General features: G+C 44.1%; 24 protein-coding genes and 2 tRNA genes. 14 read left to right on the top strand and 12 right to left on the bottom strand.

The window, feature by feature from the left end; translation table 11 throughout:
* The first annotated feature begins 72 nt into the window (after nt 1-72).
* Nucleotides 73-2,583: a cation-translocating P-type ATPase gene (locus GQF63_RS16900; protein ID WP_160370426.1), complete on the top strand. Its 2,511-nt coding sequence runs from the start codon at nt 73-75 to the stop codon at nt 2,581-2,583.
* Nucleotides 2,584-2,670: 87 nt separating this feature from the next.
* Here the strand turns inward: GQF63_RS16900 and GQF63_RS16895 are convergent, their stop codons facing one another.
* Complete coding sequence (locus tag GQF63_RS16895) at nt 2,671-2,883, bottom strand: type II toxin-antitoxin system RelE/ParE family toxin (protein WP_343031049.1); 213 nt, start codon at nt 2,881-2,883, stop codon at nt 2,671-2,673.
* 164 nt (nt 2,884-3,047) lie between these two features.
* A tRNA-Ser gene (locus GQF63_RS16890) sits at nt 3,048-3,132 on the bottom strand.
* A 348-nt stretch (nt 3,133-3,480) separates the two neighbouring features.
* On the opposite strand from GQF63_RS16890, the gene GQF63_RS16885 reads away from it, so the two are divergent.
* Together GQF63_RS16885 and GQF63_RS16880 are read left to right on the top strand one after the other, a co-directional pair.
* Nucleotides 3,481-3,554 (top strand) — tRNA-Arg (locus GQF63_RS16885).
* A gap of 196 nt (nt 3,555-3,750) precedes the next feature.
* Nucleotides 3,751-4,332: an outer membrane beta-barrel protein gene (locus GQF63_RS16880; RefSeq protein WP_160370425.1), complete on the top strand. Its 582-nt coding sequence runs from the start codon at nt 3,751-3,753 to the stop codon at nt 4,330-4,332.
* A 62-nt stretch (nt 4,333-4,394) separates the two neighbouring features.
* On the opposite strand, the gene GQF63_RS16875 is transcribed toward GQF63_RS16880, so the two are convergent.
* Entirely contained in the window at nt 4,395-4,766 is a 372-nt protein-coding gene (locus GQF63_RS16875; protein ID WP_160370424.1) for an SPFH domain-containing protein, read from the bottom strand.
* A gap of 664 nt (nt 4,767-5,430) precedes the next feature.
* Here GQF63_RS16875 and GQF63_RS16870 point away from each other — a divergent pair.
* The 6 genes from GQF63_RS16870 to GQF63_RS16845 all read left to right on the top strand — a co-directional run bounded on the left by GQF63_RS16870 (nt 5,431) and on the right by GQF63_RS16845 (nt 10,946).
* Nucleotides 5,431-5,811 carry a hypothetical protein gene (locus GQF63_RS16870; RefSeq protein ID WP_212592627.1) on the top strand — a complete coding sequence of 127 codons (381 nt, stop codon included), beginning with the start codon at nt 5,431-5,433 and terminating at the stop codon, nt 5,809-5,811.
* A 9-nt stretch (nt 5,812-5,820) separates the two neighbouring features.
* Nucleotides 5,821-6,354 carry a YfiT family bacillithiol transferase gene (locus GQF63_RS16865; RefSeq protein WP_160370422.1) on the top strand — a complete coding sequence of 178 codons (534 nt, stop codon included), beginning with the start codon at nt 5,821-5,823 and terminating at the stop codon, nt 6,352-6,354.
* 145 nt (nt 6,355-6,499) lie between these two features.
* Nucleotides 6,500-7,507: an NAD(P)H-dependent glycerol-3-phosphate dehydrogenase gene (locus GQF63_RS16860; protein WP_160370421.1), complete on the top strand. Its 1,008-nt coding sequence runs from the start codon at nt 6,500-6,502 to the stop codon at nt 7,505-7,507.
* Complete coding sequence (hemF, locus tag GQF63_RS16855; RefSeq protein ID WP_160370420.1) at nt 7,507-8,409, top strand: oxygen-dependent coproporphyrinogen oxidase; 903 nt, start codon at nt 7,507-7,509, stop codon at nt 8,407-8,409. Before GQF63_RS16860 ends, hemF begins: the two co-directional genes overlap by 1 nt.
* 10 nt (nt 8,410-8,419) lie before the next feature.
* Nucleotides 8,420-9,673, top strand: coding sequence for a M16 family metallopeptidase (locus GQF63_RS16850; protein ID WP_160370419.1), 1,254 nt, complete (start codon nt 8,420-8,422; stop codon nt 9,671-9,673).
* Nucleotides 9,666-10,946, top strand: coding sequence for a M16 family metallopeptidase (locus GQF63_RS16845; RefSeq protein WP_160370418.1), 1,281 nt, complete (start codon nt 9,666-9,668; stop codon nt 10,944-10,946). The genes GQF63_RS16850 and GQF63_RS16845 overlap by 8 nt, the downstream gene beginning before the upstream one ends.
* Before the next feature lie 40 nt (nt 10,947-10,986).
* Here the strand turns inward: GQF63_RS16845 and GQF63_RS16840 are convergent, their stop codons facing one another.
* From GQF63_RS16840 to GQF63_RS16825, 4 genes are all read right to left on the bottom strand, one after another.
* Entirely contained in the window at nt 10,987-11,709 is a 723-nt protein-coding gene (locus GQF63_RS16840; RefSeq protein WP_160370417.1) for a tRNA threonylcarbamoyladenosine dehydratase, read from the bottom strand.
* Nucleotides 11,710-12,360: a TatD family hydrolase gene (locus GQF63_RS16835; RefSeq protein WP_160370416.1), complete on the bottom strand. Its 651-nt coding sequence runs from the start codon at nt 12,358-12,360 to the stop codon at nt 11,710-11,712. It lies immediately after the preceding gene.
* A 35-nt stretch (nt 12,361-12,395) separates the two neighbouring features.
* Entirely contained in the window at nt 12,396-12,722 is a 327-nt protein-coding gene (locus GQF63_RS16830; RefSeq protein WP_160370415.1) for a hypothetical protein, read from the bottom strand.
* Between the two features lie 61 nt (nt 12,723-12,783).
* On the bottom strand, nt 12,784-12,945 hold the full coding sequence (locus GQF63_RS16825; protein ID WP_160370414.1) for a hypothetical protein: 162 nt from the start codon (nt 12,943-12,945) through the stop codon (nt 12,784-12,786).
* Between the two features lie 231 nt (nt 12,946-13,176).
* Between GQF63_RS16825 and GQF63_RS16820 the strand changes: the two genes are divergently transcribed.
* From GQF63_RS16820 to GQF63_RS16810, 3 genes are read left to right on the top strand one after another with little or no spacing between them, the layout of a single operon-like run.
* The gene (locus tag GQF63_RS16820) at nt 13,177-14,019 is read left to right on the top strand and encodes a histone deacetylase family protein (protein ID WP_160370413.1); all 843 of its coding nucleotides are present in this window, start codon (nt 13,177-13,179) and stop codon (nt 14,017-14,019) included.
* An 8-nt stretch (nt 14,020-14,027) separates the two neighbouring features.
* On the top strand, nt 14,028-15,086 hold the full coding sequence (locus GQF63_RS16815) for a nucleoid-associated protein (protein WP_160370412.1): 1,059 nt from the start codon (nt 14,028-14,030) through the stop codon (nt 15,084-15,086).
* A 5-nt stretch (nt 15,087-15,091) separates the two neighbouring features.
* Nucleotides 15,092-16,159 carry a DUF3810 domain-containing protein gene (locus GQF63_RS16810; protein WP_160370411.1) on the top strand — a complete coding sequence of 356 codons (1,068 nt, stop codon included), beginning with the start codon at nt 15,092-15,094 and terminating at the stop codon, nt 16,157-16,159.
* Nucleotides 16,160-16,173: 14 nt separating this feature from the next.
* Here the strand turns inward: GQF63_RS16810 and GQF63_RS16805 are convergent, their stop codons facing one another.
* On the bottom strand, nt 16,174-16,500 hold the full coding sequence (locus tag GQF63_RS16805; protein ID WP_160370410.1) for a HesB/IscA family protein: 327 nt from the start codon (nt 16,498-16,500) through the stop codon (nt 16,174-16,176).
* Nucleotides 16,501-16,574: 74 nt separating this feature from the next.
* Complete coding sequence (locus GQF63_RS16800) at nt 16,575-17,744, bottom strand: cysteine desulfurase family protein (RefSeq protein ID WP_160370409.1); 1,170 nt, start codon at nt 17,742-17,744, stop codon at nt 16,575-16,577.
* A gap of 84 nt (nt 17,745-17,828) precedes the next feature.
* Here GQF63_RS16800 and GQF63_RS16795 point away from each other — a divergent pair, with 84 nt between their 5' ends.
* Nucleotides 17,829-18,674 carry a mechanosensitive ion channel family protein gene (locus GQF63_RS16795; RefSeq protein ID WP_246163598.1) on the top strand — a complete coding sequence of 282 codons (846 nt, stop codon included), beginning with the start codon at nt 17,829-17,831 and terminating at the stop codon, nt 18,672-18,674.
* Between the two features lie 145 nt (nt 18,675-18,819).
* On the opposite strand, the gene GQF63_RS16790 is transcribed toward GQF63_RS16795, so the two are convergent.
* Genes GQF63_RS16790 through GQF63_RS16780 form a run of 3 tightly spaced genes read right to left on the bottom strand, consistent with a single transcriptional unit; the run spans nt 18,820 to nt 22,666 of the window.
* Entirely contained in the window at nt 18,820-19,545 is a 726-nt protein-coding gene (locus GQF63_RS16790; RefSeq protein ID WP_160370407.1) for an MIP/aquaporin family protein, read from the bottom strand.
* 27 nt (nt 19,546-19,572) lie between these two features.
* A complete protein-coding gene (glpK, locus tag GQF63_RS16785; protein ID WP_160370406.1) occupies nt 19,573-21,069 on the bottom strand; it encodes a glycerol kinase GlpK in 1,497 nt (498 codons plus the stop codon).
* 25 nt (nt 21,070-21,094) lie between these two features.
* Nucleotides 21,095-22,666 carry a glycerol-3-phosphate dehydrogenase/oxidase gene (locus GQF63_RS16780; RefSeq protein WP_160370405.1) on the bottom strand — a complete coding sequence of 524 codons (1,572 nt, stop codon included), beginning with the start codon at nt 22,664-22,666 and terminating at the stop codon, nt 21,095-21,097.
* A gap of 454 nt (nt 22,667-23,120) precedes the next feature.
* On the opposite strand from GQF63_RS16780, the gene GQF63_RS16775 reads away from it, so the two are divergent.
* Nucleotides 23,121-24,389: a Gfo/Idh/MocA family oxidoreductase gene (locus tag GQF63_RS16775; protein ID WP_160370404.1), complete on the top strand. Its 1,269-nt coding sequence runs from the start codon at nt 23,121-23,123 to the stop codon at nt 24,387-24,389.
* Nucleotide 24,390: the final 1 nt, after the last annotated feature.

Here is a 24,390-nt window from a genome sequence, read left to right as displayed (position 1 = left end):
TATAAATTACTTTTTTATAGTTGGGGCATGTAAAAGAATATGTAATTTCAAGTTTACCTTTGAACGCCTATTATGCCTATAAATATACCATCCCATCTTGTTGGGTTGTCGGAAACGGAAGTGTTAAGTGCTCGGGAAAAGTTTGGTGCTAATCAGCTGGAGGCTGGAAAGAAAAGCACTTGGCTATCCCTTCTCCTTGATATCCTCAAAGAGCCGATGTTGATTTTGCTATTTGCTATTTCCATTATTTACGTCATAATTGGCGATTATGGCGAAGCGCTCTTTATGTTCCTGGCTATTGTGGCAGTGTCGGCTATTTCATTCTATCAGGATAACCGCAGTAAAAAGGCTTTGGAAGCGTTGGAAAAGTTGAATGAACCCCTGAGTAAGGTTATCCGTTCTGGGAAATTAATGGAAATTCCTACGCATGAAATCGTTGTAGGTGATCTGCTGATTACCGAGGAAGGAAAGATGATCAATGCGGATGGCCGAATCGTACATAGTAACGACTTCTCTGTCAATGAGTCTGCTTTAACGGGGGAAAGCCTGTCGGTGTTTAAAAGTAGCGATGCCGATCATAACGAGGTGTATAGTGGCACCTTGGCCGTATCAGGCTTGGCGGTTATTGCCGTAGATCATGTTGGCAAGGATACCAGACTAGGTAAGATTGGAACTTCCATTGCTGGTATTAAGGAGGAAGCTTCACCCTTGCAGCTGCAAATCCGCAAGTTCGTTAGAACCATGGCGATCATCGGAATCGTGATTTTCCTGCTAGTCTGTGCTGTCAATTATTATCATACCGTCGATTTATTGCAGAGTCTGTTAAATGGGCTTACTCTGGCCATGTCTGTATTGCCGGAGGAGATTCCTGTTGCTTTTACAACGTTTATGGCCTTGGGGGCCTGGAAACTGATGCGGGAAGGCGTAATTATCAAACGCAGTAGCATTGTTGAAACCTTAGGGAGCACCACTGTTATTTGCACAGATAAGACCGGTACCATTACTGAGAATACCATGCAGCTGAAATACTTATATGATTATCAGCTCGATAAAACCTATGAGGAGCCAGACTTTGGTCATCCCGACCTTGCGCAGCTTATCGATTATGCCATGTGGAGTTCGGAACCCGTTCCTTTTGATCCGATGGAAAAAACCTTGCATCGCATTTATCAGGAAACCCAACAGCAAGATCAGCGAAAAGCCTTTCAACTGTTTCATGAGTACCCTTTGGAAGGGAAACCTCCTATGATGACGCATTTGTTCCAAAACGAAAACCAGAAACGCATTATTGCTAGTAAGGGAGCACCGGAAGTTATTCTGCAAGTTGCCGACCTTCCTGAAGAAGAGAAAGATAGGATGCGACAATTAATTAAAGATTTTGGAGGTCAAGGATATCGGGTATTGGGTGTTGCGAAATCTAACTTTGCTGGCGATGATTTTCCGGAGAAGCAGCAAGATCTGCCCTTTGAATTCCTGGGCTTTGTGGTCTTTTATGATCCGCCGAAACAAGGCATACAACAGGTTTTCGAGCAAATATATGCTGCTGGCATTAAAGTTAAAGTGATTACCGGCGATAATACAGATACCACCCGAAGTATCGCCACGCAGGCGGGCATTCAACATGCCGCCGATGCCATCGAAGGGAAAGAGGTGATGGGGCTGTCAGCTAATCAATTGCAAGCGGTAGTGGAGGAGAAGGTGCTGTTTACCCGTATGTTTCCAGATGCTAAGCTAACGGTGGTGAATGCCTTAAAACAGCAAGGCGAGGTGGTTGCGATGTTGGGCGATGGTGTAAACGACGGGCCAGCCTTGAAAGCAGCGCACATAGGCGTTGCCATGGGTTCTAAGGGGACGGAAATTGCTAAAGTCGCCGCCTCTCTGGTAATTACTAACGACGATTTGGAAAAACTGATCATTGGTATTGCTGCAGGAAGAAGGATTTATACCAATATTAAAAAAGCCATACAGTATATTATTTCCATCCATATCCCCATTATCCTCACGGTTTCTTTGCCGCTGTTCTTAGGTTGGGTCTATCCGCAGATTTTTACCCCAGTGCATGTCATCTTTTTAGAGTTGATTATGGGGCCTACCTGTTCTATCGTGTATGAGAATGAACCCATGGAAAAGAATACCATGCTGCAAAAGCCTCGGAGAATGACTGATACCTTTTTAAATTGGAAAGAACTTAGCATTAGTATTGTCCAGGGGCTAATCATTACTCTGGGCGTATTGTTTATCTATCAATGGAATGTGCAGCAGGGCGGCTCCGAGGAACACACCCGAGCAATGGTGTTTACTACCCTTATTTTTGCCAATATCCTGTTAAGTCTTACCAACCGCTCTTTTTATTATAGCCTATTCGAAAGTTTTAAAAATAAAAACTGGCTATTGGTTGGGGTGACGATTGCGACATTGCTTTTGTTAGCGGGTATTTTATATATCCCGGCGATGGCCAGTTTCTTTAACGTGACAGGCCTCAAGATATCCGAGCTGGCTATGGCGGGTTTAATAGCAGCAGTTTCCGTGCTGTGGTTTGAGGGGTATAAGTTTTGGAGGAGAAGAAGAGGGGTAAGACAATAGGAAGGATAGCTATTGTTTTTCAATAGAAACACCAACAATCAATGAAATATTGTTTACTGACCAACATGAATACTTAAGTTAGGTAACTCAATTTGAAGTCTTACTTGCGCTTTCAATGCGGTAAAAACTCTCAACAAAGTGTCTATCATACGGAACTTTGCTCCTTTTCTTGATAAAGCCGTGTGTCGAAATAACTAAGGTTTTAGATGAGGAAGTTTTGTCCCAAAACGCCAGAAGTCTATAATGAACACCCTGGTATAAAGTTCTAAACTCAAGTAAAGATAGTGTAAGTTTCGCTATAATGAAACTTTTGCAGCTCGTTTTTATACAGCGTAAGGGATTAGTTCAGCCGCTCGCAGACCCGCAAACAGCCAGAGCCCCCTACGGGTCGAGCCCCGGCTCAGGCTAGTTCCGAACCCTCAGAATGCAAAAAAGCCTCCATCTTGCGATGAAGGCTTTTTCAGCGGAGAGTGAGGGATTCGAACCCCCGAACCTGTGACAGTTAACGGTTTTCAAGACCGCCGCATTCGACCACTCTGCCAACTCTCCGCGACAAAAGTACAAATTCTGATCTGATCTCCAAATAAAAAGTTAAAATAAAACAGCCTTAAATCATCTTTAAAGGCCAATTGTCTTGATATTGAACCGATTAATAGGGTAAATAAAGACGCGATTTTTTTGCTGCACAGCATTTCAAAACGGAATTAGGCGGGCTAGGGGATAGGCCAGGCTAAAAACAGGGGCAGAAACAGCTGTATCCATCTAAATAACCTAAAAGAAGGAAGTATTTAAAAATATATGATTGTAAGGCAACCACTTAATGCCTTTCCAACAAAATTTAGCTAAAATATTTTGCTATTTACCCTCAAATAGCTACTTTTGCTACACAAAATCCAAGCGCCAATAGCTCAGCTGGATAGAGCAACGGTTTTCTAAACCGTCGGTCACAGGTTCGAATCCTGTTTGGCGTACAGATTATAAAGCTGTTAATCCTTGATTAGCAGCTTTTTTTATGGCTGGAAATTCCAATATTTTACAAAATTCCCTTCCATATCCTGTAATAAAAAAAATACAGGTTTAAACAGCGATTCTCTCTTTCATGTTCTTTAATAATTAAAATACTAGTTACATTTGCTATACCAAAATTTAACCCAGTATTTATAATTTATGAAAAGAACGACATTCAACCTGATCGCAATCTTAGTATTATCCTGTGTTGCCTTGCAATCTCATGCCCAAGAAGCAAAACGAAAAGGCTTTATCGGTATCAGTTTAGGACCATCCATTCCGTTTGGCGAATTTAAAAAGGACGGCCTCGCAAAAACTGGTGCCAATATATCGCTTATCAACTTTGGATACCTGTTTAATGGCAAAGTAGGGGTAGCTGCCAATTGGTTTGGTGCCGCCCACAACATCGATTCAAACAATAGTGAGCTATCTGATGTCATGTGGTCATACGGTGGCATTATGGCCGGCCCTTTGGTAAGTGGACAAATCAGTGAAGATGTAGACCTTGACGGTCGAGTACAAATCGGTTATTCGTATGCAAGCATGGATGTTAATGGCGTTAAGCTCGATGGTACAGGCTTTGCGTATGGGGCAGGGGCAGGCTTACGCTTCCATGTTAGCCGTTTATTCTCCTTGTCTTTTATGGTCGATGCCTTTTTCTCGAACAACAAAGGCGATTACATGGATCGAAAAATTCAAGCCATCAATCCGACGGTAGGATTTAGTTACCGTCTAAAATAGGCAAGCATAAAAGAAGGCATCTTATTTAGGATGCCTTCTTTTATGTTCTGGAACATGCTACGCTAATTTACGGGCGTTGTCCGTCCGGCCTCCAAAATCGGAATATTCGCTTCCGTTGGCACATAAATAATCTGGCTGATGGTACCCGCTTTTAAGGCCTCCCCAAAAGCACCGATAAACTCCTGCTTACGATATTCCGGATATTTTTGAGCAGCTTCCCCCATAATTTTTATCGCTTCTGCTTGCAACACGGCAGCTTCTTTCTCTGCACGCGCTTGTTCAATTAAAATCTGTCGAGATTGGGTTGCTTCCGCGAGTCTCGCTTTTCCCGCCATCTCCTGTTGCCATACCGAATAGGTTGGTAATCCAAACATTAAGCCGACAACAATAAGGAAGGCAATTGCTACTAAAATTAATACGGACTGAACTTTCATTGTGGTTTGTGTTTTCTTGGTTGCCATAATTTTTAAAACTTAAATATAAAGGATTGGTTGGATTTAGGCGATTAATATTTTGTTTTTTGTGTATTGTCATCGTGCTGGCAAGTGCTGTCATCGTGTTGGCAAGTGCTGTCATCGTGAGCGGAGTCGAACGACTGGTACGTCAGTGCAATCAACAACACTTAAAACACTTAATATCAACAGATAATGCTATCAAGAAATTAATAATCAGTAGATTACATTTTTACACCTGTATTGACGTACCAGTCGTTCGACTCCGCTACCAATGACATGTTTGCGCAAAACACTGTAAGCAAGATGGTTATGTATTGCTGATTGCACTGACGTACCAGTCGTTCGACTCCGCTCACGATGACAAAGCGATGACAAATCGATGACAGCACTTGCCAGCACGATGACAAAGCGAATTAAACATTAGCAACTGCCATCCATCTTCTGTTTACTTCCCTTTCTCACCCCTTTCACTCCCTTTTCAAACCCCTTTCACGCCCAATGCCAAAGGGCTCAACTACGGCGAAGAAAAAGCCCTAAATAAAGCCAGCTAATAGCCTATTCCAAACCAGGTACTTGTGGATACTCATCGAATTCCCTACTTTTAATAAAAAATCAATTTATGAATCCTGTTTTGCGTAATATTTTGGCTGTGTTTGTTGGGCTTATTGTAGGTTCTGCCGTTAATGGCGCATTAATTCACATGAGTCCGATGCTTATTGCGCCGCCGGCCGGTGTGGATGTAACAAGCGCGGAGGGTCTGCAAGCAGGTATGCATCTCTTTCAGCCTAAGCATTTTCTGATGCCCTTTTTGGCGCATGCTTTAGGCACCTTTGCAGGGGCGTTTGTGGCGGCGAAAATGGCAGCCACGCGTAAACTAACCTTTGCAATGGTTATTGCTTTTTTCTTTTTGTTTGGTGGTATGGCTTCGGTTTTTATGCTGCCATCTCCATTATGGTACACGCTGGTCGATTTGTTGTTCGCTTATATCCCGATGGGCTATCTGGCGGCACGATTGGCGAAATAAATCCTTGTTATGCCTTTAGAAATTGATAAACTCCGCTATCCCATAGGGAAATTTATAAAGCCTACACATATTGATGCAGATACTTTGGCGGTATGGATCGATAGCATTAAGAAGTTTCCCGAGCGCTTAAAGAATGAAATCTCCCGATTGACACCTGCGGAATTTCAAAAGAGCTATAGACCGGATGGCTGGACCATTACCCAATTGGTAAACCATTGTGCCGATAGTCATATCAACAGTTTTGTACGGTTTAAACTCGCCCTAACGGAGGATAATCCGACGATAAAGCCCTATATGGAAGATCGTTGGGCGGCCTTAGCCGATAGCAAAGCCTTCCCGGTAGCGAGTGCGCTGAAAATTATCGAAGGCATTCATGAACGCTGGGGCCATTTATTGGAAAGTTTAAGCGATGCTGATTTGGAACGCACCTATATTCATCCCGAATCCGGCGATCAATTGGAATTAAAAACAACCATCGGTATTTACGCCTGGCATTGCAATCATCATTTGGCGCATATCATCAATGCCAAAACAAGTAAATAACTGGAAGGCAGCTGCTTGGAGGTTTCCTGTGGAACTTAGCGCATTTTTGCTAAAAGGCCTTAGGGGCTAGGCTAGGGGGCTATGTTTTCGCTTTTGATTATCGCTATCGCTAGATATTGCCTATCTTTGTAGCTCATCTAGAGATATGAGTGAAGAAATAACGAAAATTGGCGTCATTGGAAGTGGGAGTTGGGCTACCGCCATGATTAAGATGTTAACCGATAACCATCAGGAGAAGCAAATCAACTGGTGGGTAAGAAAACAAGAAGATATCGATTACATTCAGGCTTATCACCATAATCCTTCCTATTTAAGTGCCGTTGAAATCAAATTAGCCAATAACAGGTTGTTCAACGACGCCAAAGAGGTTATCCAACAATCGGATATTATTATATTAAATACGCCTGCTGCTTACCTGGAGGATGCTTTGGCCGAGGTTACGGCAGCGGATATGCAGGGTAAGATTATCGTATCGGCCATAAAAGGAATTATTCCATCCATTAAGAAAATCGTCGGTGAGTTTTTAATCGATGATTATGGCGTAGCGGTTGAAGATGTGGTGGTGATTGGTGGACCTTGCCATGCCGAGGAAGTTTCCTTAGAGAAACTCTCGTATTTAACCTTTGCCGCTAAGAATACGGCAAACGCTGCCATTGTAGCGCAGTATTTTCAGTCGCACTACATCAAAACAGTTATTTCAAGCGATGCTGTAGGCGTAGAGTATGGTGCTGTCTTAAAAAATATCTATGCCTTGGCCTGTGGCATTTGTCATGGCTTAGGCTACGGCGATAATTTTCAAGCGGTATTAATCTCCAATGCCATTCGTGAAATGGAATATTTCGTCGATGCCATCGATTATCAAGATCGGGAAATCAATAACTCGGGCTATTTAGGCGATTTGCTGGTGACGGCCTATTCGCAGTTTAGTCGCAACCGTACCTTTGGTACCATGATCGGGAAGGGCTATTCCGTTAAATCGGCCCAATTGGAAATGAATATGGTGGCTGAGGGATACTTCGCCTCCGATTGTATTCAGGATATTATCAATAGACATCAGTTAAAGATGCCGATCTGTAATACAGTTTACGATATTCTCTATAAAAATAAATCCGCTGTACTTGCGGTAAAAGAACTCGCAGATAACTTATCATAATGATCACAAAAGAAGAGATTGCGGAAAAATATAAAATCATTCAGGACGAGATTTGTCAAGCCCTGGAAAAACTAGACGGCGTATCAGTGTTTGTTGAAGAAAACTGGCAACGTGAAGGGGGCGGCGGTGGCCGTACGCGTGTTATACAACATGGCGACATCCTGGAAAAAGGTGGGGTCAACTTCTCCGCGGTGCATGGACAATTGCCGGCGCCTATTAAAAAGGCCTTCGGTGTAGATGAAGAGCAGTTCTTCGCTACCGGTGTTTCCATCGTTATCCATCCGAATAATCCATGGGTGCCAATTATCCACATGAACATCCGATATTTTGAGCTGAATGATGAAATCCGCTGGTTTGGCGGAGGGATAGATTTAACACCGCATTACGTCATTGATGAGGATGCACGTTATTTCCATTCGGAATTAAAACGCGTTTGTGATCAATACAGCCCGAATTTCTATACGGAATTCAAAACCTGGGCCGACAATTATTTCTACATTAAGCATCGGGAAGAGACCCGCGGCATTGGCGGTATCTTTTACGATAAGCTAAATGCGCAGAAAGCTGGTATTTCCATGGAAGAGATTTTCAATTTCTCTTGCGACCTGGGTCGTCTGTTTCCAAAGGTTTATACGGAACTGGTGAATCGCAATCGCGGTAAATCCTATACCGAAGCCGAGAAGAACTGGCAATTGCTGCGTCGAGGACGTTATGTGGAATTCAACTTAGTATACGATGCAGGTACAAAATTTGGTTTGGAAACCAATGGACGTATCGAGTCTATTCTGATGAGCTTACCCGAGCAGGCAAACTGGTTCTATAATTTCCAAACTGCCGCAGGCTCGAAGGAAGAACAAACCCTTTCGCTATTGAAAAAGGGTGTAAATTGGGCACAACAATAAACATACGAAGATGATTTCTTTTGAAAAATTCGTGCTGGATAACGGCTTGAAAGTCCTTGTTCATGAAGATCCGCTTAGCCCGATGGCCTGCGTGAACATCTTGTATGATGTAGGTGCCAGGGATGAGCAGGAAGATAAAACGGGTTTTGCCCATTTATTCGAGCATTTAATGTTCAGCGGCTCCCTACACATTCCAAGTTACGACCAAGCATTACAACGGGTAGGAGGCGAAAACAACGCCTTTACCTCCAACGATATTACCAACTATTACATCACCCTGCCGGCCAATAATCTGGAAACCGCCTTTTGGTTGGAAAGCGACCGCATGTTAAGCCTTGCTTTTCATGAACAGGGCTTGGAAGTACAGCGCTCGGTAGTGATCGAGGAGTTTAAGCAGCGCTATTTAAACCAGCCCTATGGCGATGTTTGGTTGAAGCTAAGGCCGATGGCCTATAAGGTGCATCCCTACCGTTGGGCTACCATCGGTAAGGAAATCAGGCATATTGAAGAGGCTACATTAGCCGATGTAAAAGCCTTCTTTGCTAAATATTACGTACCGAGCAATGCCATTATGGTTGTTGCAGGAAATGTAGAGCTGGAACAGGTTAAGGCCTTGGCAAATAAATGGTTTGGAGATATTCCAAGTGGTGAAAAGCCCCTGCGTGCCTTGCCTGCAGAGCCGCAACAGCAAGAAGAACGTCGCGAATCGTGCTATGCCAATGTACCGGTAGATAGTCTTTATATGGCTTTCCATACGGTAGATCGCCTGCACCCGGATTACCAAGTGGCCGATTTAATTACCGATGTTTTATCTCGAGGGAGTTCCTCCCGTCTTTACCGCAGTTTGGTGAAGGAACAGCACTTGTTTTCGGAAGTAAATGCCTACATGATGGGCAGTATAGATTCCAACCTCTTAATTGTTGAAGGAAAACCTTCAGAGGGGGTAAGCCTTGCCGAAGGGGAACAGGCCATCTGGAAGGAATTGGAGCGCATGAAAAACGAATTGTTGAGCGATTATGAGCTGAACAAAGTGAAGAACAAAATTGAATCGACCATGGTTTTTGCCGAGCTGTCGATATTAGATAAAGCGATGAATTTGGCTTATTATGAGTTGCTGGGCGATGCTCATTCCTATAATCAGGAGGTGAACCGCTATCAGCAGGTGCAAACGGCCGATATTCAGCGCGTTGCGCAGGATATCTTTAGAAAGGAAAATTCATCCAGTTTATTTTATCATAAACAAGAAACGCTAAGCCATGATTAACCGCGCATTAGCCCCCGACTTGCAGGCTATCGACGAGATAACGCTGCAACATCCGGAACAACTGACCTTTGCCAATGGCTTAAAGGTGTTTATCTTTCCTGCGGAAGAACAGGAATTAATCAAAGCCGAGTTTGTTTTTCGGAATGTGTTTGAAGGATCGGAAAACCCGGTGGCCAATGTGGCGCTAGGGAACCTACTTAAAGAAGGAACCAGCAAGCATTCCTCTGCGAAGATTGCCGAAGAGATTGATTACTACGGAGCCTATTTGGTTCCGGAGTATAGCTTCGACCACAATGCCTTAACCCTATATACCTTAGGTAAACATTTACCTTCGGTATTGCCCATGATGCATGAAGTTTTAACTGATGCCATATTTCCGGAGCGTGAGCTAAATACTTATGTGCGAAATAATAAACAGAGCCTGCAGATTTCTATGGAGAAGTCTGATTTTCTGGCGCGTCGTAAGTTCTATCATGAATTGTTTCCGGAAACACGCTATGGCATTTCCTTAACGCAGCAATCTTTAGATAGTTTGGATCGCGATCGCGTGATGGCACTATATCAGAAACAGATTCAACCCAGCAATGCCTACCTCTTCCTATCTGGCAAGGTAACAGCCGCTGATTTAGCCTTATTCCGACAGTATTTTGAAGCGCAATGGTTGAATCAAATAGCAATTGATGGGGCCTCCTTCCCGATATTACCTTCTTTTGAACCGGGACTAAGCCTTATTAATAAAACAGAGGCCTTGCAATCGGCCATTCGAATCGGTAAGCGCAGCATACAACGTGCTCATCCTGATTATCCGGCTTTGCAATTTGTGAATACCATTTTAGGAGGATATTTCGGGTCGCGCTTAATGAGCAACATCCGGGAAGAGAAAGGATATACCTACAGCATTGGCTCGGCCATTGCCAATTTAAACCATGCCGGGTTCTTTACCATCGCCACAGAGGTGGGGGTAGAGTATACCGAAAATACCTTAACGGAGATAAAGAAAGAAATGGATACCCTGCAACAGGAGCTGGTTAGCGAGCAGGAATTGGAACTGGTGCGGAATTATATGTTAGGCAGCATGCTGGGAAGCCTGGAATCGGTATTCTCGCATGTGGATAAGTTTAAGTCGGTTTATTTTTCAGGCTTAACTTTGGATTATTACGCCTATTATACGGATGTGATCAAAACAATAGATGCAGAGCAGGTGCGAAACATCGCCCAGCAATATTTAGGCTATGAAGAGATGGCCAAGATTATTGTAGGGAAACAAGGATAAATAAAAAGAGCGGCAAAGTAATCATTGCCGCTCTTTTTATTTAAGCGTTCATTAAATCTTGAATAGCGACAGCGGCCAAGGTACCTCCAAAGGCGGCCGGTAGGTAGGACATAGTACCGTAGGCCGATTTTTTATAATTGCTACCATCGGTATAGAGCAGAGATTCCTTATCGGGCAGTTCGGTCGAGAACACAACCTTTACACCTTTTTTAATACCATGCTTCTTTAATTTTTTACGAATATGTTGGGCCAGCTTGCAATTGTAGGTGGCACCAATGTCAGAGATTCTGATTTTTGTAGGGTCAAGCTTGCCACCGGCTCCCATGGAGCTTACAAACGGAACCTGTGCTTCTAAGGCGCGGCGAATAAAGAATAGCTTCGGCGTAATGCTGTCGATGGCTTCCACGCAGTAGTCGGGCTCCAAGGCCAATAAATCAGGGATGCTTTGCGGTAAGATGAAATCTTGGATCACGTTAAGCTCCAACTCCGGGTTGATGGCCAACAGGCGCTCGCGCATGATTTCTGCTTTGGCCTGGCCATGGTTGGTTGCCAAGGCGGGCAATTGGCGGTTTCTATTGCTGGGGTCAACGGTGTCGCCGTCGATAATGGTCATCTTACCCACGCCTGATCGGCAGATAAATTCGGCGGCAAAAGAGCCCACGCCCCCTAAGCCCAAAACCATAACATGTGAATTAGCTAATTTTTCCAGGGATTCCCGACCGATTAAAGCCTCCGTGCGGGATAGCCACGATAAATCCTTCATTTATGCAATGCTGTAATTAAAAATGCGATTAAAGTTGGCCAGCAATTGATCTTCTACCTGTTGGGTAGGCAATTTTTTGGCTCGGCAAAAATAAGCATAAATATCGGAGATTTGTGTGGACTTATCGTCAGTTTCTAAGAAGAGCCGATCGAGGGGAAGCTGTTGAATCAGCTCGTCCATTTTACCCTTGCCAATGGCTGCACCCAAGGATATATAGTAGTTTTTGTTTTTCAACAGCTGCTCGGCTAAAGGCCAATTGCGCTCGTAGCCATGAAAAATAACAGGCACCTGCACTTCTTTTCGCAGTAAGGAAACAAACACTTCGTGGTAGGCGCGTACGCAATGTATGATTAAGGGTTTGTTAAGCTGATTGGCGATTTCTAGTTGTTTTTCAAAAGTTTCCGCCTGAATCGCCCATGTTGTACTCGTTAGTTTATCGAGTCCACATTCCCCAATAGCCAATACCTGGGGTTTCTTCGCATATTGCATAAAGGCCTCCCATTGGGCATCGCGGTTTTGGTCGATGTACCAGGGGTGAATGCCTGCGCTGCATGGCTGCTCGAACAAATAGTCTTTGGAAACAATGCAATTGGGCAAGACAAAATCGCCGGCTTTACTGGCGATGCTGTGTGCATGAATGTTGATATACACCGATACGTTTAGTTTTAGGTAGGAAAGGTAAGGAATTAATCAATTAATTCGCAAGACTCAAACTCCAAGATGACAATGCCGGAAGTGGTGTCAATCTTAAACCGTCTTCTGGATTGATCGTTATCGAAGGATTTCTCAATCTCAGGGACGACCTCTGAAACTTCAAGAATAACCGGATAGCCCTCTTTGGGGATTTCAGAGCGCGAATAAAACGTGACATGCTCAAACTTCAACTTCTTTTGCTGGGCTTTGCTAGGTTCAACGGCATCTAGCAAAAGAGTAACCAGCAAGGTTTGCGTTCTTGCATCTTCTTCAGTTTTTACAATCTCTGCATCTAGTAAGGATTCAATATCTATAGCCATATCCGCTTTGTATTAGTCTGATATAGGTATAACAGCAGAAAACCTTTTTCGTTTTGAATTTCTAATTATTGCTGAATTCGAACTGATGTTGCTTCAGATGATCCCGTAAACCTTCCAGCAGGATACGTGGCTTGGCCATAATCCCTGCCATTTTTGGTCCCTTAATAAAAGGATGAGTCTGTTTTGCGGAAGAGTTTGCATTCATGTTCTTTTTATTTAACATCGTGCCTCCTTGTTTATTGTCGTTTACAAATGGTTGAAAGTTCTTGAGTTGAACTTTATATTCATATTAAATTTAATTAAAAAAAATATAGCATGCAAGCCTCTTCCTTTTTCCACAAGGGTTTTTTATTGTTTTCTGATTGGTTATATTCGTGACAAATTTTATCATTTGCTACGAATCGCGCATCATAAGGCTTATATCCACCCCTTACCCGAGGGTCATCGGTTTCCCATGATGAAGTATGAGCTGATTCCCGCACAGCTGCTTTACGAGGGGCTGGTCAATCTTTCTAATTTTATGGAGCCTACGCTTGTCGATCGCGAGATCGTCTATCTGGCGCACGATAAAGCCTATGTAGATGCGTTGTTAGACCTGCGCTTGGATCCGAAGATGCAAAGACGTATTGGTTTTCCGATGTCTAAGGATTTGGTGGAGCGGGAACTCTATCTCATTGATGGAACGATTCAAGCCTGTGCGGCGGCTCGAGAATATGGCGTAGCCTTTAATACGGCAGGAGGGACGCACCATGCCGGTCGTGATTTTGGCGAAGGCTTCTGCCTGCTAAACGATCAGGCCGTTGCAGCAGCTTACCTCTATGCGCAGGGATGGGCCAAAAAGATCCTCATGATTGATTTGGATGTGCATCAGGGGAATGGTACGGCGCATATTTTTGAAGACCATCCGGATATCATCACCCTGTCGATTCATGGCGAGAAGAATTTTCCGTTCAAGAAGGAACGCTCGCATGTGGATCTTGGCCTGCCAGAAGGTATGGGCGATGAGGATTACCTCGCGGTAGTGCAAGAACAATTGGAAACCTTATTACCGGCCATTAACCCTGATTTTGTTTTTTATCAAGCCGGGGTGGATGTGTTGGCAACTGATAAATTAGGGAAATTTAAATTAACCATCGATGGATGTAAGCGGCGTGATGAGCTTGTTTTTGAGGCTTGTAAGCGTCGTGCTATTCCGGTTGAGGTCAGCATGGGCGGTGGCTATTCCGCACAGATCAAGGATATAGTAAATGCCCATGTAAACACCTACCGCGCAGCCATCGCTATTTACGATTTTTAAAAAATACTATGTTATTTCACCAAGACGCTACTTTTGAGAACCTGATTATTCACCATGTCGGCAATAAAAGCCAGGATGAATACTTTACCTTATCGGATAAGGAAGTCGATGTGCAAGCCGATGAAGTATTGACTTCCTTGCTGATGCAATATTTTATGAAGCCTTTCGCCAAGCAGGCGGAAGTCTATCGCTTCTACCATCCGAACGACGACCTGGAGTTTAATGAGGTTTACAGCTATTCCAAACGCTTTTTTGAAGGAACGCTAAACTTTCAGGATTACTCCAAATCCATTACCAAATACTTGTTTGAGGTTTCCGAGCATCCTAAGATTAAATCGGGAGAAGTGTATGTAGTTGCTTTGGATAATGTGCAGTTGGAAGGTGAGGAGCATAAGGCGATCGGGATTTTTAAATCCGAGAATAAGGAGCCCTACCTGAAGGTGTTTTTGGAAGCAGATGGTTTAGGCGTGAACTACGAAGAGCAGGCCATTAATATTAATAAATTGGATAAGGGTGTTGTGATTGTAAATACCGAAGCTGAAGAAGGATTTAAGGTGCTGTGCTTAGACCAAACCAATGGCACGGAAGCGGTGTATTGGAAAGATGATTTCCTGAAATTGCGCGTTAGAAACGATAATTTCCAACAAACGGGTAACCTGATGAAGGTGTATAAAAACTTCGTGAACGAGAAGTTGGAAGATGTGTTTGAAATGGATAAAGCCGATAAGATCGATTTATTGAACCGCTCGATGAACTACTTTAAAACCAAAGAGGAGTTTGATGAAGAAGAGTTCAATACGGAGGTGATTGCGAATCCAGACGCCATATCGCTGTTTAAAGACTATAAAAACTCCTTTGAAGAGGAATTTGATACTTCCTTTCAATCGAACTTTGATATTGCCAGCAATGCCGTAAAGAAGATGGCTACCAGCTATAAATCGGTGATAAAATTGGATAAGAACTTCCATATCTACGTACATGGCAAACGGGAATACCTGGAGAAAGGCTATGACGAGGATAAGGGCATGAATTACTATAAACTTTATTTCGAAAACGAAACAGATTAAGCAGCATGATGCAGAAGGCTTGGAAATCGATTGGGATTTGGTTAGGGCTAAACATCGCCCTGATCTTGCTGATCAATTGGTTTGTGCTGGATATGGATCGGGTGGAGCAGGCCTACAGCCGGGGCTTTTATCCGCTTTATCAATACCTGCCTAAGTTCTTGTTCGGTTTGGTTCCCTTCAACCTGGGGGACCTGTTATATGCGGCCTTCATAGGCTATATGCTTTTCCTCCTTTTCAGGATAATAAAGCTGTTGTTTCAAAGGTTTTATAAGAAGAGTTTATTTACCTTAGCTATTCTTGTTGGCTTTATATTAAGTCTTTATGTGTTTTTTCATGTGGCCTGGGGAATAAACTATTACCGGGTTCCGGTGAGCAAGCAGATGGAGCTGAACTTGGATACCATCTTGCAGGAAGATCACCTTCGGATATTGGATCAGCATATACTGGTCGCAAACGAATTGCGCGAAAGGCTTGACCTTTCACGTATAGATCAAGCTGCTGTCGATAGGGAGATTGAAACCTTGATGCGTGCGGATACAACTTTTCCTATGCTTAGTAAAACGCAGGTGAAGATAAAGTATCCCTTATCATCCACCTTAATCGCCTACTTTGGCACCTCCGGTTATTTAAACCCTTTTTCCAATGAGAGCCAGGTAAACGCGTTAATCCCAAGAAGTTCCTATCCTTTTACGGCAACCCATGAATTGGCCCATCAAATGGGGATAGGCTTCGAAGATGAGTGTAATTTTATCGCTTATGTGAAGCTGAAAGAACACCCGAAGGCCTGGTATAGCTATGCCGCTTATTATGAAAGCCTGCAATACCTCTTGCGGTCTTTATATTGGGTAGATCAGGGTTTGTTTGAGGCGTATAAGAAGAAGTTGTCGGTAAAGGTTCGGCAAGATCTGGAAGCAGATCGTCGGTTTTGGGAAAGTTATACGGGTTGGCTGACGGATCTATCGGGTTTGTTTTACGATCAATACCTAAAACATAATAATCAGAAAGAGGGGATGGCCCGCTATGGGATGGTGAGTAGGTTGATTATTGCATATGAAAAAAAAGCGGGCCATTGACCCGCTGAAGCTGTTTATACCGAGAAGCTTTCGCCGCATGCACAGGTGCGGGAGGCATTCGGGTTGTGAAATTCAAAGCCTTTGCCATTCAATCCATCCGAATAATCAAGCTCTGTACCTGCTAAATAGAGGTACGACTTAATATCCAGGCAGATTTTAACGTCATTGTCTTCAAAAAACTGATCGCCTTTTTTCTCTTCGTTGTCGAAGTGTAGTTTATAGGATAAGCCGGAGCAACCTCCACTTTCCACGGCAACACGCACGAAATAAGTGCCGTCGTATTGCTCATCCTGCATTATCGTCTGGATTCTTTCCTTTGCTTTATCTGTAACAGTTACCATGTGATTTCCTTCCTTTTAAACCACAAAGATAGGGAAAAGCAAACGCAAAATATTCATCATTCTTCGGAGTTCTGTCAAATTAAGCCCTCTTGGTAAAGCTGCCAGATGGGCGATTGCTTGCGAATGGTCTCCACAGCGGCTTTTATCTGCTGTACGGCTTGGTCAATTTCCTCCCGTGTATTGTACTTGCTGAAGCTAAATCGACTGCTGCAATAGGCATCCTCATCGGATAAGCCCATCGCTTTCAGCACGTGGGATGGATCTCTGGAGCCCGATACGCAGGCTGAGCCGGAGGAGAAGGCCATATCGGGTAATTTGGTCATCAGCTCGGTCGAGCGTACGTGTTTTATCAAGACATTGCTGGTATTAGGCGTACGTGGGCATTGCTGCGCATGCACGCTGACTTCCGGGACTTCCGCAATTAAGCGGCTTTCAAAGTAATCGCGCAGCTCAGATAGGTTGCTGTTAAACTGGAAATGCCGGCTCGCTTCGCCCATGCCTACCAGCTGCGGAACGGCATAGGTGCCCCCGCGAAAGCCATGTTCTTGGTTGCCGCCTAAGATCATCGCCGGTATTTGGATAGGCTTCGATTTGCGCCGGATATACAACGCACCTATCCCTTTAGGGCCATGGAATTTATGTGCACTAAAGCATAAGATGTCGATAGGAATGGCTTGAAGGTTAAGGGGTAGTTTTCCGATATGCTGGGTGGCATCGCAAAAGAATAAGACATCCTTGCGTTGACAGATGTCGGCTATTTCGGCTATCGGGTGCAGCAGTCCAGTTTCATTATTGGCGGCCATCAGGGAGACCAGAATGGTATCCGGTTGGATGGCAGCTTCCAGCTCTTGCAGGTCGATTTGCCCATGGTTATTGCAGGACAGCATCGTTTGTTTTGCGCCCTGCTTGGCTAAAGCCTGACAGCTGCTGACCACTGCCTTATGTTCGCTAGCACAGGATATGATATGATTCCCGATGGATTGGTAAGCCTTAAAGATCCCTTGGAATACGGTACTGATGCTTTCGGTAGCTCCTGATGTAAAGAAAATCTCTTTGGGTTGGGCATTAAGGGCGCTGGCAAGCTGTATGCGGGCTTGTTCTATGGCCCCATTGGCCTGTCGCCCTAACTTATGCTGCACTGCCGAAGCATTGCCATACGACTCTTGCAAAAAGGGGAGCATCGCTTTTAGCACCTCCTCATCCATTTTTGTGGTCGCGTTATTGTCGAAATAACTAAATCCCATATGTTAAAGATATTTAAAATATGCCATTTGGGCTGCAGAAATAGGCTATTTTATTATTTTTGCATCATAAAAATCACATACACTATGAATTGGGAACAATTGGAAAGAAGTTTAGAGAAGCTTATTGACGCTGTTGTATTGACGATTCCGAAGGTTGCAGTCGGTATATTTATCCTTATTATCGGACGATATGCCATTCGTTTTGCCTTGAAATTCGTCGATAAACGCTTTGAGAAAAGAAATGTTGATCTTTCGATCCGCTCTTTTATCAAGAGTATTGTTAAATTGACTTTATATGCACTCTTGCTGCTTACCGTAGCGAATACCATGGGCATCCAGACCACCTCCTTCATCGCGGCCTTATCGGCCTTCGGTTTAGCTGTGGGTATGGCCCTGCAAGGTAGTTTATCCAACTTTGCGGGTGGCGTTTTGATCCTGATGTTCCGTCCATTCGATGTAAAAGATTATATCTCCAGTGCTGCAGGAGCCAGCGGTACCGTAGAACGCATTGACTTATTATACACTACGCTTATCGATGATGATGGCATCCGGGTGTTTAGTCCGAACGGACCCTTGGCCAACTCGGTGATTAAAAACTATACCAAAATTAGCGCGAGAAGAATGCAGTTTACCTTGATGGTTTCTTATGAAACGAATATTAAGGATGCGCGAGGAGCGGTGTTGAATGTGTTAAAAGCCGATAAAAGAATCTTGGATAAACCTCAACCGGAAGTTGTCGTAGGGGATCTTAAGGAGACTGGTATTCAGCTTCATATTCGTGCTTGGGCAAATCGAGAAGTGTATTGGGCTACCAAGAATGATATCGGAGAAACTGTGAAAAGGACGCTAGAAGGCAAAGATGTCGTCTTCCCGGCAAATATCGTGAAAGTGCTAGGAGATACCGATCAAAAAGAAGATCCTACGGCTTAATCCAACGAATTGATCAAGACAAAATACCTGTAAGCTACAACGGCCTGTTGTAGCTTACTTAGTTTAGTAGGATCTTGGTCGCTGTACTTTGGTAGTACGGCTTTGTTGATCTTGTTTAGTATTTTAAATAATCCTTTTTTCATAGTTAATTGATGCAAATAAAGAGTGCCACAGCTAGTAAGGCGCCAATAATCGGGCCTAAAACTGGTACCCAAGCATAGGAAGCGTCGAAGCCAGCCTTGTTTTTGATCGGTAATATCGCGTGCATAATGCGAGGGCCTAAATCTCTGGCCGGATTGATCGCATAGCCCGTGGTACCCCCTAGAGATAAGCCGATAACCCATACAAGAAAGGCCACAGGAATGGCTCCTATGGAGCCCAAGCCAATAACAGAATCGTCAGACATCTTCGCATCGGTGAAATGCAGGATGGTAAAGATCAATACGAAAGTACCCACGGTCTCCGAGATCAGATTGATGGGTAAATTGCGTAGGGCAGGAGCCGTGCAGAATACGGCTTGTTTCGCGCCGGCATCATCGGTTTGATCGAAATGGTCTTTATACATCAGCCATACGATCGTAGCCCCTGTCATGGCACCTAAAAACTGCGCTGCCATATAGGATAGGGAGGTTGCCAGATCAAGTTTTCCCAAGGCCAGGTTCGCAATGGTGACCGCGCAATTCAGATGCGCCCCACTGTAAGGCCCGGCAATGGTTACTCCCACAAATACGGCGAGTGCCCATGCTGTTGTAATTACAATCCAACCTGAGTTATGTCCTTTGGTGTCTTTTAGTACCACATTGGCAACAACGCCGCCCCCCAACAGGATCATGACAGCGGTGCCTAGGTATTCAGCTAAAAATGGAGTCATTTGTTTTGGTAGATTTAAGTTTAAGGTTTATTCAGCGTTTGCAGACCAGTATTTCACGGCATTAACAGCACGGTTCCATTCCTTGAGGTTCTGGTTTAACTTCGCGGTTTTTTGAGGTTCAATAAGTTTATCTTCTTGCCACAGGGCTTCGATCTCGGCAACATTCTCCCAGAATCCAACGGCTAATCCCGCAAGGAAAGCGGCCCCCATAGCGGTTGTTTCTGTAATTTTAGGACGCACTACCGTTGTTTTCAGGATATCCGCTTGGAATTGCATCAGGAAGTTGTTCTGCGTTGCTCCGCCGTCTACTCGCAATTCCTTGATCTTGGTCTTGGAATCTGACTCCATGGCTTTCAAAATATCGTAGGTCTGGTAAGCGATGCTTTCCAAAGCTGCCCTTGCAATATGGGCATCGGAAGTACCACGGGAGATCCCGAAAAGGGTGCCACGTGCGTTAGCATCCCAATGAGGTGCCCCAAGACCTGCAAATGCTGGCACTAAATACACGCCATCGGTAGAGTCTACCGAACTTGCTAAAGCCTCTACGTCGGAAGATTGCTTAATAATCTTTAACTCATCACGAAGCCATTGTACCACGGCACCACCAATAAAGATGGAACCTTCCAAGGCATAGTTAACCTCCTTGCCAATCTTCCAGGCAATGGTGGTAACAAGCTTGTTTTGCGATTTCACGGGTTTATTCCCGACATTCATTAGTAAGAAACAGCCCGTGCCATAGGTGTTTTTAGCCATGCCCTTTTTGAGGCACATCTGCCCGAATAGCGCCGCTTGCTGATCGCCTGCAATGCCTGCAATCGGAATCTGCCGACTGCCAAGCTCGCCGGAGGTCTCGCCATAAATCTCGGAGGAGCTTTTCACCTCAGGAAGCATAGATTTTGGAATATCAAATAATTCCAAAAGCTCTTCATCCCATTTGAGGTCTTTGATATTGTATAACATGGTTCTGGAGGCATTGGTCACATCGGTGACATGGGTTTTCCCATCTGTTAAGTTCCAGATTAACCAGCTGTCGATAGTTCCGAAGGCTAATTCACCGCGTTCGGCTAACTTCCGCGCTCCTTTAACATGATCTAAGATCCATTTAATCTTTGTCGCGGAAAAGTAGGAGTCGATGAGTAATCCGGTTTTATCCTGTACTTTTTCCAGGTATCCGGATTGGATTAGCTGGGCGCAGTAATCGGCGGTACGGCGATCTTGCCAAACGATGGCATTGTAGATCGGAGTGCCAGTCCGGCGGTTCCAAACTACGGTAGTTTCCCGCTGGTTGGTAATCCCGATGCCCTTGATGGCTTCCAATTTGGTTTTCGACTTGGCCAGGACTTCCGTAAGCACAGCCAATTGGCTAGACCATATCTCCTGTGGATCATGCTCTACCCAGCCTGACTTCGGGTAAATTTGTTGAAATTCTTTCTGTGATATATTAACGATTTCCCCCTTTTTATTAAAAAGGATGGCACGAGAGCTGGTCGTACCTTGGTCTAAAGCAATAATATATTCTTTCATGCGATGTGGGTTTATGTTGGTCGTTTTATAATTGATAGTTTTTTGCTAGATCTTGGAAAGCCTGGATTTCCGATTGGATCCAGGTTTCGGATTTGCCGAGTTCTTTGGCCATGAGTTCCGCTACGAGAGGTGCGGCAGCCACAGCAGCCTTTGCATCCAATAGGAGTAAACGGCATCGACGTGCCAGGAAGTCTTCTACTTTTTGGATAAGCTCATTACGGCAGGCCCATACCACTTCCGCTGCTGTAAACTCATATCCTTCCGCTAAAGGCTGGCGCAAGGACTCATCTTCCTGCATCAGGTTCTGGATATGCGCATAGTCAATACCATAATAGGTCCAATGCCCTGGGTATACTTGCCCTGTGGCACCATGAATAGGCAGATCCTTCGTTTTACAGGCTACCTCAGGAAGTCCTGCGGCCTGAATGGCAGCATTTACGGTATCTTCGGCCATCTTGCGGTAGGTTGTCCATTTTCCGCCCGTGATGGTAATCAATTTAGACTCATTGACTATCAGTTTATGATCTCTGGAAATCTCCTTGGTACTTCCCGAATCATTGTCTTTGGGAGCCGCCAGCGGACGTAATCCGGCGTAGATACTAAGGATGTCCTGACGAGATGGGGCAGGGTTGAGGTAGTTATTGGCGGTTTGCAATATAAACTCAATTTCCTCCTCCATGGGGCGCGGCTCTATTAAATGCTCATTGATCGGGATATCGGTGGTTCCTAATAACACTTTGTCGTGCCAAGGCACACCAAAGAGTACCCGGCCATCGCTGGTTTCCGGAATCATAAGGGCATCATGGCCATCCAGGAACTTCTTATCGATGACGATATGAGAACCCTGGCTAGGACGCACTAGGTTTTTATGTGTTGCGGTATCAAGTTTTAAGATGTCATCTACGAAAATGCCTGTTGCATTCACCACTACCTTTGCTTTCACGTTATAGTTGCTGCCATCTAGGCTATCCCGAAAACTTAATCCATTGATCTTTCCATGTTCATCTTTATGAAGGCCGGTGGCCTCCATATAATTTAATACTGTAGCACCGTGCTGAATAGCAGTTTGCGCTAAGTTTACAGCCAGGCGGGCATCGTCAAATTGGCCATCGTAATATAAAATACCACCTGTGAGGCCTTGCTGTTTAATGTGCGGTAATTTCTCGACCACTTCCTTTTTTGAAAGTAGCACCGACTTCCCGATGCGCAGGCTGCCTGCCAGCCAATCATACAACTTCAGCCCGATGAGGTACTTTAGTTTATCGAAGCTGGAATATAGTGGAATTACAAAAGATTGAGCTGAAGACACATGCGGTGCATTCTTAAAGAGGAGGCCTCTTTCTTTTAAAGCGCCAATGACCAGTTTTACATCTCCATTTGCCAGGTACCTTACGCCTCCATGGACGAGCTTGGTACTTTTACTAGAGGTGCCTTTGGCGAAGTCATATTTTTCAATTAACAATACCTTAAAGCCCCGGCTTGCCGCATCTACGGCTGTTCCCAATCCAGTTGCACCGCCACCAATAATGGCGATATCCCATAAAGTACTTGTATTGATTTTGTTTACTTGGTTGATTCTTGCAGTTTCGGCTTGCATGCGTCAGATTTTTATCTAAATGTAAGCATTTTCATTTGGAAAATATTCCTTTTCTTACTAATCAAAGTGGATAAAGCAAAAAATAGGAGTTTGCACATATGGCCTTTAAATAGCCCTAAGCGTTACTCGGTTTATCCTAATTTCCTTACAGGAAGTTGCTAAACCCTTAAATATCAATAATTCAACAAAAAGCCCGATATATTCGTAATATTTTATTTACGCAATCGATTGCTTAAAGTATTTTATTATTTATTTGGGTTCGTTGGCAAAAAATAATATTGTTTTGACTTAAATAGATAAGTCTATCCCCAAAACTTTTTTTATTCTTGTAGCTTAAATCTATTTTATAAAGTTTTAATGATTAAATAACCTACTACCTACGTATGATATTCCACCATTTTTTGGGGTTCTGTATGGGCTGCGGGTTCATTTATGATATGGAACCATAAACATTATGAAAGAAACAAATAATTCTTCTAGACGCGATTTCATCAAGAAATCGTTGATCGGGGCTGCAGCCTTTACGATAGTTCCTAGGTTTGTGTTAGGAAAAGGTTATCTAGCGCCCAGTGATCATTTAACTAAAGGAGTAATTGGGGTAGGCTCTATGGGCCGCGGGCACTTTAATTACGCAGGTACAAAAACCGTTGCGATCTGTGATGTGGATACCAGACACCTGGCATTGGCTCAAAAGGCTTTAGGTGGCGGCGTAAAAGAGCATCATGATTTTAGAGACTTGATCAACAATTCGGAGGTCGATATCGTGCATATCGCAACGCCTCCGCACTGGCACGGATTGATGGCTGTTGAAGCTGCGCGCTCAGGGAAGGATATTTGGTGTGAGAAACCAATGACAAGAACCATTGGTGAAGGTAAAAAAGTAAAAGAAGCTGTTGCACAGCATGGTAATATTTTCCGTTTAAATACTTGGTTCCGTTTTGATGCCAACTTCTATGGCATGAACGTACCGGTTAAAAAAATCAAGAAATTAGTCGATACGGGTATGTTAGGCTGGCCGTTAAAAGTTACGATCAGTAAGCATACCGGATTTGATTGGAAATTCTATTGGGTAGGTAAAGAGAACCTACCGGTACAACAGGTTCCGAAAGAATTCGACTATGAAATGTGGTTGGGTCCGGCTCCTTACAAACCGTATAGCGAGCACCGTACGCACCTTACCTTTAGAGGATACTGGGATTATGATGGTGGTGGATTAGGCGATATGGGCCAACACTACTTAGATCCAGTACAGTATTTCTTAGGTAAAGACCATGAAAGCCCGGTTAGCATTGAAGTAGATGCCCCACAGCAACATTCCGATGCGGTAGGAACTTGGCGTAAAATCACCTATACCTATGCTGATGGCTGTCAGATTATATTAGATGGCGAAGGTACGGAAGTAGGCAAAGCATATATTGAAGGACCAAACGGTAAATTATTCCGTGGCTTTGTTTCCGATATTCCAGATTTAGAGCGTAAGCTAGCGCAATTCCCTGAACCGGCACCGCAGGTGACCGATTTCGTGGAAGCTTGTCGTACGCGTCAGAAGTTCGCTTTAAATGAGCAGAACGGTTATTATTCATGTACTTTGGTGAACTTAGGGCTTGCTGCATTACGTTTGAACAGAAACTTGAAGTTCGACTCCGACAAACAAGAGTTTGTTAATGATGATGCTGCAAACCGTTTAATCAACCAACCAATGAGAGGTCCTTGGTCATTTTAAT

Origin of the sequence: Sphingobacterium humi (assembly GCF_009768885.1) — a bacterium.
GTDB lineage: Bacteria > Bacteroidota > Bacteroidia > Sphingobacteriales > Sphingobacteriaceae > Sphingobacterium > Sphingobacterium humi.
This window is presented reverse-complemented; position numbering and strand designations above follow the sequence as displayed.

What these genes read in the sequence shown, in the direction of transcription:
- GQF63_RS16780 (WP_160370405.1), bottom strand. Translation starts at nt 22,666, where the DNA reads ATGCAAGCCGAAACTGCAAGAATCAACCAAGTAAACAAAATCAATACA.
- GQF63_RS16900 (WP_160370426.1), top strand. Translation starts at nt 73, where the DNA reads ATGCCTATAAATATACCATCCCATCTTGTTGGGTTGTCGGAAACGGAA.
- GQF63_RS16820 (WP_160370413.1), top strand. Translation starts at nt 13,177, where the DNA reads ATGATGAAGTATGAGCTGATTCCCGCACAGCTGCTTTACGAGGGGCTG.
- GQF63_RS16865 (WP_160370422.1), top strand. Translation starts at nt 5,821, where the DNA reads ATGCCTTTAGAAATTGATAAACTCCGCTATCCCATAGGGAAATTTATA.
- GQF63_RS16875 (WP_160370424.1), bottom strand. Translation starts at nt 4,766, where the DNA reads ATGAAAGTTCAGTCCGTATTAATTTTAGTAGCAATTGCCTTCCTTATT.
- GQF63_RS16775 (WP_160370404.1), top strand. Translation starts at nt 23,121, where the DNA reads ATGAAAGAAACAAATAATTCTTCTAGACGCGATTTCATCAAGAAATCG.
- glpK (WP_160370406.1), bottom strand. Translation starts at nt 21,069, where the DNA reads ATGAAAGAATATATTATTGCTTTAGACCAAGGTACGACCAGCTCTCGT.
- GQF63_RS16845 (WP_160370418.1), top strand. Translation starts at nt 9,666, where the DNA reads ATGATTAACCGCGCATTAGCCCCCGACTTGCAGGCTATCGACGAGATA.
- GQF63_RS16810 (WP_160370411.1), top strand. Translation starts at nt 15,092, where the DNA reads ATGATGCAGAAGGCTTGGAAATCGATTGGGATTTGGTTAGGGCTAAAC.
- GQF63_RS16860 (WP_160370421.1), top strand. Translation starts at nt 6,500, where the DNA reads ATGAGTGAAGAAATAACGAAAATTGGCGTCATTGGAAGTGGGAGTTGG.
- GQF63_RS16800 (WP_160370409.1), bottom strand. Translation starts at nt 17,744, where the DNA reads ATGGGATTTAGTTATTTCGACAATAACGCGACCACAAAAATGGATGAG.
- GQF63_RS16790 (WP_160370407.1), bottom strand. Translation starts at nt 19,545, where the DNA reads ATGACTCCATTTTTAGCTGAATACCTAGGCACCGCTGTCATGATCCTG.
- GQF63_RS16795 (WP_246163598.1), top strand. Translation starts at nt 17,829, where the DNA reads ATGAATTGGGAACAATTGGAAAGAAGTTTAGAGAAGCTTATTGACGCT.
- hemF (WP_160370420.1), top strand. Translation starts at nt 7,507, where the DNA reads ATGATCACAAAAGAAGAGATTGCGGAAAAATATAAAATCATTCAGGAC.
- GQF63_RS16830 (WP_160370415.1), bottom strand. Translation starts at nt 12,722, where the DNA reads ATGGCTATAGATATTGAATCCTTACTAGATGCAGAGATTGTAAAAACT.
- GQF63_RS16850 (WP_160370419.1), top strand. Translation starts at nt 8,420, where the DNA reads ATGATTTCTTTTGAAAAATTCGTGCTGGATAACGGCTTGAAAGTCCTT.
- GQF63_RS16840 (WP_160370417.1), bottom strand. Translation starts at nt 11,709, where the DNA reads ATGAAGGATTTATCGTGGCTATCCCGCACGGAGGCTTTAATCGGTCGG.
- GQF63_RS16805 (WP_160370410.1), bottom strand. Translation starts at nt 16,500, where the DNA reads ATGGTAACTGTTACAGATAAAGCAAAGGAAAGAATCCAGACGATAATG.
- GQF63_RS16880 (WP_160370425.1), top strand. Translation starts at nt 3,751, where the DNA reads ATGAAAAGAACGACATTCAACCTGATCGCAATCTTAGTATTATCCTGT.
- GQF63_RS16825 (WP_160370414.1), bottom strand. Translation starts at nt 12,945, where the DNA reads ATGTTAAATAAAAAGAACATGAATGCAAACTCTTCCGCAAAACAGACT.
- GQF63_RS16815 (WP_160370412.1), top strand. Translation starts at nt 14,028, where the DNA reads ATGTTATTTCACCAAGACGCTACTTTTGAGAACCTGATTATTCACCAT.